This window comes from Eggerthella sp. (assembly GCF_048329335.1).
Lineage (GTDB): Bacteria > Actinomycetota > Coriobacteriia > Coriobacteriales > Eggerthellaceae > Eggerthella > Eggerthella lenta.
Window position 1 is genome coordinate 1 of the sequence record NZ_DBFEGU010000116.1, and the last position, 5,063, is coordinate 5,063.

General features: G+C 62.0%; 7 protein-coding genes. 2 read left to right on the forward strand and 5 right to left on the reverse strand.

Annotated features, from left to right (window positions below; all coding sequences use genetic code 11):
* The 5 genes from ACMO6A_RS03605 to rplM all read right to left on the reverse strand — a co-directional run.
* A partial coding sequence (locus tag ACMO6A_RS03605) for a histidine kinase (RefSeq protein ID WP_418470798.1) occupies positions 1–1,357 on the reverse strand: 1,357 nt, incomplete at its 3' end.
* A gap of 171 nt (positions 1,358–1,528) precedes the next feature.
* Positions 1,529–2,581: a PASTA domain-containing protein gene (locus tag ACMO6A_RS03610; RefSeq protein WP_009305943.1), complete on the reverse strand. Its 1,053-nt coding sequence runs from the start codon at positions 2,579–2,581 to the stop codon at positions 1,529–1,531.
* A 19-nt stretch (positions 2,582–2,600) separates the two neighbouring features.
* On the reverse strand, positions 2,601–3,083 hold the full coding sequence (locus ACMO6A_RS03615) for a protease inhibitor I42 family protein (RefSeq protein WP_009305942.1): 483 nt from the start codon (positions 3,081–3,083) through the stop codon (positions 2,601–2,603).
* Positions 3,084–3,360: 277 nt separating this feature from the next.
* Positions 3,361–3,753 carry a 30S ribosomal protein S9 gene (rpsI, locus tag ACMO6A_RS03620; protein ID WP_009305941.1) on the reverse strand — a complete coding sequence of 131 codons (393 nt, stop codon included), beginning with the start codon at positions 3,751–3,753 and terminating at the stop codon, positions 3,361–3,363.
* Between the two features lie 3 nt (positions 3,754–3,756).
* The gene (rplM, locus tag ACMO6A_RS03625) at positions 3,757–4,191 is read right to left on the reverse strand and encodes a 50S ribosomal protein L13 (RefSeq protein WP_009305940.1); all 435 of its coding nucleotides are present in this window, start codon (positions 4,189–4,191) and stop codon (positions 3,757–3,759) included.
* A 228-nt stretch (positions 4,192–4,419) separates the two neighbouring features.
* On the opposite strand from rplM, the gene ACMO6A_RS03630 reads away from it, so the two are divergent.
* Together ACMO6A_RS03630 and ACMO6A_RS03635 are read left to right on the forward strand one after the other, a co-directional pair.
* A complete protein-coding gene (locus tag ACMO6A_RS03630) occupies positions 4,420–4,680 on the forward strand; it encodes a hypothetical protein (RefSeq protein WP_181817021.1) in 261 nt (86 codons plus the stop codon).
* The gene (locus ACMO6A_RS03635) at positions 4,670–5,008 is read left to right on the forward strand and encodes a type II toxin-antitoxin system RelE family toxin (protein WP_035584247.1); all 339 of its coding nucleotides are present in this window, start codon (positions 4,670–4,672) and stop codon (positions 5,006–5,008) included. The genes ACMO6A_RS03630 and ACMO6A_RS03635 overlap by 11 nt, the downstream gene beginning before the upstream one ends.
* The last annotated feature ends 55 nt before the right edge of the window (positions 5,009–5,063 follow it).

A 5,063-nucleotide genomic window follows, 5' to 3' on the forward strand; every position in this document is an offset into this window, starting at 1 on the left:
CGAGCTCGTTTCGGAAAGACACCATCTGCGACCCCATGAGCGAATCCATGTTGCCCCGCAGATAACGCGCGAAATCGTTGGTGGCGCGCGCCGCGACCGGCGGATCCTCCTCGCACAGGTACTCGATGGTGTTCAGCGCGTTGAACAGAAAATGCGGCTGGATCTGCGATAGCATCACAGCGATGCGCGATTGCAAAAGCTCGGCCTCCATGCGATGCGCGCGTTCCGCCTGAACGATCTGGCTGCGCGCGTAGGAGAACAGCGCAACGAAGCGCACCACCACGGCGCACAGGATGCCGGCGCACAGCCACAGGCCCGTGGTCACCCCGCCGAACAGGAACGACAGCCCCTCCACGACCGATCCGATCGTGCACGGGATCACGACCAGGGTCGCATCGACCGCCATCCGGTCGCGGCTCTCGCGCGCCTCGACGGCAAGCGCCAGCGCGGCGAAGAAGACGCCTATGACGAACAGCGGGATGATGACGACGTTCGCCTCGTACAGCGACGCCACCCCCGCGAGCCTCAAAACGATGCACACTCCCAGCATCAGGGACAACGCCGCCAGCAGCAGCGTGGCCAACCTGCGCGGGTATCCCGTGGCGCGCGAAGCGATGAACGACAGCTGCAGCAGCGCCAGCACGTCTTGCGCCAGCAAGCTCACCGTGGTGGTGAACGCAGGGAACGGGATGAGCAACGTGATGTAATCGAAACAGAAGAATATCCAAACGCCACCGATGAGCACGTAGAAGGCGAATCGCAGGCCGCCCGTTTCCTTTGGAACGCCGATAAGATAACCGACGCTGGCAATGAGCAGCAGGATCAGCCCCGCGATCAGCACCAGGATTCCCGAAACGAACATGGGCAGATGGCTGGCGACCGAGGCGACGAACAGAGCATCGGGCTCACCCGTGCACAGGCTGTCCAAAACGATGACGTAATCGCCCAGCACGCTGTAGGATGCCGCGCTGGAAAGCGCGATCTCCACTTCGTCACGTGTCGAGATGCCTGGCGAACGGAACCCGATCCAGCCGAGCAAAGGCTCGCCCGCAGGCTCCGAATCGCCGATACCGTCGAACGAGAACACCGTCTCGCCGTTGACGCGCACCGTGCACGCCGTGCTGCTCAGGCGCATGTTGACGAGCTCGCCTGCGGCGACGTCGTTTTCGAGCGTTCCGCGCACCGTCACCGCTTCCACGCCGATGCCCTTCGCATCAAGAGCTTGACGAGCCGCGTAAGGCCGCTCCTCGCCGCCGTCTACGGCGTACGACCCGCTCAGCGCCATCGGCTTCACCGCCCCTGCAACGGCGTCGGCGCATACATCGTCTGCCGACACCCGCTGCAAAGAGCTCGCCAAAGCTGCCGTCAACAAACCGAGCAGCAAAACGACGCACAAACCTGCGATCGCTCGGCGCGGCTGCTCGCGAAGCGTTCGCCGAGCGTTTTGCAGCAGGGCTTCACCTGCCTGTTCGTTATCCTGTTCAGCCATTCGCCCGTCCCCGCGTCGCGCTCTTATACGAGCACGACGTCAAGCAGCCTGCCCTTCCGCCGAACCGGTGGGAAGAATCTCGAGCTTGACGGTCACCGTCGACCCGCGATCGACCTTGGTGCCTGCCGCAATGCTCTGCTCGACGACCATGCCCTCTTCCTCCCCGGCGAACTTGCATGCCAGCCCTGCGCTTTCCAACACGCCTTGCGCCTGTTCCAGTGTCAGAGTTACCACATTCGGCACGGCCACCTGCTCGGTAGGCGCGGGAGCGGCTCCCTTCGAGAGGGTAATGGTCACCTTCGTGCCGCTGACGCACTGAACGCCTTCGCTGGGATTCTGGTACATGACCTTGCCGGCGGCGACGTTTCCACTGTACGCCTCGATGATGTCCACATTGAACGACGCCTTCTTCAAGGCATCGAATGCGCCGTCCCTATCCAATCCGATCACGCGGGGCACGATGGCGAAGTCCTTGCCCAACGCCGCGGTGAAGCTGACGGTCGAACCCTCTTCGACCTCCGTGCCCGCGGCCACCGACTGCTTGAATATCGTTCCGGGCTTCGCGTCCTCCGAGTACACCGGGTCTTCGGCCTTCGACACCAGCTTCAGCGAGGCCAGCACGTCCTCCGCCTGCGTTTGCGTCATGCCGATCAAGCTGGGCACCGACACGCGCTTCGCGGGCTTGTCCGATCCCTTCGAAACCGTGATACCGATGGAGCTTCCCGCCTTCGCCTCCGACTTTGCCTTCACGCTCTGGCTGATGACGGCGCCGGCGACCACCGTTTCGCTCGCCTCCTCCGTCTCCGTTCCCACGGCGAACCCGGCGTCCTTGATGACGCGCTCGGCGTCGTCCTTCGTCATGCCCACTACGTTCGGCACCGTTTTGGTGGCGTTTTTCTTGTCGTTCACCTGCTCCTTTTTCGCGTTGTCGTCGTCGGTTTTGGTCGAGGTGTTGCTGCAACTGCACCCGACCAGGCCCAACGCGCCGAAGGCCATCAGCGCGGCAATGCAGATCGCCGCGATCCGGCGCGCGCGCTTCAGCGCGAATGCGCTCGCGCTTTCCTTCTCGCCGTGCATGCTGAATCCGCTCATGTAAGCTCCCCTCCGTCGGCTAGCCAACGCTCACCGACTCGATCGCACCGTTCTGGCCCGTCTTCACCTGGAGAACGATCTTCTTGTCATCGTCGGTCTGCTCCCAAGAGCGCTCGTACGAAAGCGCGATGGTGCCGTCACCGGCGGCCATCCCCTTGAAGGAGAACAGATGGCTGCCTTCCGCGCCTACGCGGTTCGCGTCCTCGGTCGGATACGCCTCTTCGGCGCTGATGGATTTCTCGGTGTACAGCGCCAGCGTCGAACCCTCGATCGCCGACGTCCAGGAATACCCCGTGGTCGCGTTCTCGTCCAGCACGACCAGCAGGTTGGATTCCGCGTACATGACCCAGCCGCCATCGAGGTCGATCGTGGTTCCCTCGTCGGTTTCCGCGGGAACCGGCTTCTGCGCTTCCTGCTGCGTCGAAGAGCAGCTGCACCCGGCCAAGCATACCAGCAAACCGCAGGCCAGAGCGATGCTTGCAAAGCGGATCAGATGCTTCATCGATCCCCCTCTTTCTTGTCGGGAAACGGTATTCCACCAGCATATCATCTCCATTTCAATGCAAGCACACCAGGTCAACACCATAATTTGCATCCTGGTTGAAAAGCGGGAGACGCTTTGGAACCCGCGGATCAACCCGCGAGAGAAGGATTCTGCCAAGACGGTGCCGCACGCTTCCCGCCACGCCCGTTGCGGCTGCGGATCCATAGAAAAAGCCCGCCTCCGAAGAGACGGGCTTTGCAGAAAACGTGCTGTTCGCGAATGCGAGCGGCTGTTCCTAGCGCTTCGAGAACTGCGGGCGCTTGCGTGCCTTCTTGAGGCCGTACTTCTTGCGCTCCACCATACGGGAGTCGCGCGTGAGGTAGCCGGCCTTCTTGAGCTCGGCGCGGTAGTCGCCAGCAGACAGCAGCGCGCGGGAGATGCCGTGGCGCAGCGCGCCGGCCTGACCCGAGATGCCGCCGCCGTTGAGCGTGGCGATGACGTCGAAGTGATCCGTCGTGTCCGTGACCTTGAACGGCGTCAGAGCGTAGTTCACGAGCGCTTCGCGACCGAAGTACGCCAGCGCCTCACGGCCGTTGATCGTGACCTTGCCGGTGCCGGGAACGAGACGTACGCGAGCGACGGCGTTCTTACGACGGCCGGTGCCGTAGTACAGAGCTTCACCTGCCATTGTTTAACCCTCCATCTTGATCTCGCGAGGCTGCTGAGCCATGTGCGGATGCTCCGCGCCGGTGTACACCTTGAGCTTCTTGCCCATGGCGCGGCCGAGCGTGTTCTTCGGCAACATGCCCTTCACGGCGTGCTCGATGACGCGCTCGGGATGCTTGGCCATGGCCTCTTCGAAGGTCTCGGACTTCAGGCCGCCCGGGAAACCGCTGTGGCGGTAGTAGCTCTTCGTCTGAGCCTTCGTGCCCGTCACGCGGATCTTGTCCGCGTTGATGATGACCACGAAGTCGCCGGTGTCGACATGCGGCGTGTACTGCGGCTTGTGCTTGCCCTTGAGAATCTGAGCGGCCTTGGCTGCGACGCGACCGAGAACCTGGTTCTCAGCGTCGATCAAGACCCATTCGCGCTCAACTTCGTTGGGCTTCGCGTAATACGTCTTCACTATCTTCCTCCAAAAATCTTGTCCTACCCCGCCGTGCGGGGCGGGTCTCCGTCGCCTGTTGGCGGCTCGAACGATGCCGGGCCGACCGCGATGCGGCGAATGATCGGTTTCAAAAGTGCAGGTCGATCGGATGCCGGGTTCCTACGCCGACGCGCAACCTCGGGTCTGGACTCCCTCGTTCGCGCTTCCGCTTCTCGCTGCATGCACGGGGCTTTCGAAAGCGAACCTTTGCATTGTAAACAGCCAGAGGTCGCGAAGTCAACGAAAAACCGCAACGTTGCGCGCGATCTGCATAAAGAGTTCGAAAGTTCCGCCTCGTGGCGCACGCGCGCTTCGCGTGCAACGCCCGACTACGACCGCTACGTCGGCCTGCTCATCGACGAAGCCGTCGAGTACAACAAACAGCATCCGAAGACGTACAACTTGGAGGAAGCGAAAGTGGAAGTGCGCCGCAGGATTGCGGAGAAGCTGGCCGACCGTGAACTATGAAATCGAATTCGCAGAAGAAGCTATCGAGGACCTCTCGTTCTTGTCCGTCTACGAGATCCAATTCACGTTTTCGCCAGACCTCGCACAAGACCGCATCGACAAGCTCATGGAGTCCGTTGACCACGCTCTCAGCACCTTCCCTGCGCGCAACCCCGAGAAACCGTACGTGTTCACCGAGGCGTTGCGCTGGAAACTCGTCGTCGGGAAATACGCCGCTTTCTATTGGGTCGACGAGGCCGAGGACATCGTTCATGTCGAGCGCATCGTTCATGTCGAGCGCATCCTTCACTCAAAAGCCGATTTCACCCGCATCCACTTCGGCAACTGAGCAGCAACTCGAACGGATGCTCTAACCTCTATTTGGCGCATAGCGCCCGACCCCC